The organism is Streptomyces sp. FH025 (genome assembly GCF_017427025.1).
Taxonomy (GTDB): Bacteria; Actinomycetota; Actinomycetes; order Streptomycetales; family Streptomycetaceae; genus Kitasatospora.
The window spans coordinates 1-1068 of the sequence record NZ_JAFLNG010001225.1; the positions used below are offsets into that span (position 1 = coordinate 1).

General features: G+C 76.2%; 2 protein-coding genes. One reads left to right on the forward strand and one right to left on the reverse strand.

The window, feature by feature from the left end; all coding sequences use genetic code 11:
- A partial coding sequence (locus J0670_RS38565; RefSeq protein WP_207817425.1) for an SHOCT domain-containing protein occupies positions 1–382 on the reverse strand: 382 nt, incomplete at its 3' end.
- A 177-nt stretch (positions 383–559) separates the two neighbouring features.
- Between J0670_RS38565 and J0670_RS38570 the strand changes: the two genes are divergently transcribed.
- Positions 560–931 (forward strand): hypothetical protein, encoded by a 372-nt coding sequence (locus J0670_RS38570; protein WP_207817426.1) that lies wholly within the window; start codon positions 560–562, stop codon positions 929–931.
- Positions 932–1068 lie beyond the last annotated feature (137 nt).

The window sequence follows — 1068 nt, forward strand, 5'->3', positions numbered from 1 at the left end:
CGCTCGGCGGCCCACCGCCCGTCCACCCACCGCCGGGTGAGCCACCGCCGGGTGAGCCACCGCCGGGTGAGCCACCGCCCGGGCCGCCCACCGAGCGCAGCGTCTCCAGCCTCTGCCGGTACTCCTCCGCGTCGATCTCGCCCCGCGCGAACCGCTCCGCGAGCACCTGCTCCGGAGACGGGCCGTACGCCCAGCCCTGCGGCCAACCCGGCCCGCCCGGCCCGCGCCCGGCGGAGGCGCCGGGAAGCGGCTGATGCCGCTGCGAGACGTACCGGGACAGGGCGAAGCCCAGGAACGCCACCACCGCCAGGATCAGCAGCGAGCCGATCGTCATCGCCACGATGCCCCAGCCGTCCGGTCCGTACCCGTGCCAGTGCCACATGGGGACCTCCTCCTCCGGCCCGACCGGGGCCCGCCGAGGTGACCGGCGCCGCACCCGACCCGGGTGATCAGCGCCCTACCACCATCGTGCGCCCGCGACCGGCCGGGCACCTTGAGGAGGGGCTGAGAAAACGTTCCCGCACTCACCGGCCGACCCTCCGGGGTAGCGTTGCGGCTCATGAGCCACCACCCGCCGGACGACCGCCGCTCCCCCGAGCAACTCGTCGCGGCCGGGATCCTCCGCCGTCACCCCGACGACCGCCCCCACCGGGCGCTCGGCCGCTCCCCGATCGGCTACGTGTCCACCCCGCTCTGGACCGAGCTCACCGCCCTGGCCATCGCCCCCTCCGCCGCCGAGGCCACCGCCACCGCCCTGCTGCGCGCGATCGCCGACCGGGCCGCGGACGCGGCGCTCTCCCCCGGCAACGAGGGCGCCCCGCGCGACGACCTGTACGTCACCGACCCCGCGCACATCGGCCCGCACCGCCGGGCGGTCTGGTTCCAGCGCTCCGGCCCGGGCGGCCCGATCACCGCCGCCTTCGCGCCGTAAACCAGCACGTCACCGTTCGACCCGCAGACTCCGGCAGACCCAGCTGAGCCGGCTCGGCCCGTTGGACGGCGGCCGGTCGTGGTACGTCCCGTCCGCCACCGACAGGTTGACGATCAGGTACGCGTGCCAGCCGACCC

What these genes read in the sequence shown, in the direction of transcription:
- J0670_RS38570 (WP_207817426.1), top strand. Translation starts at nt 560, where the DNA reads ATGAGCCACCACCCGCCGGACGACCGCCGCTCCCCCGAGCAACTCGTC.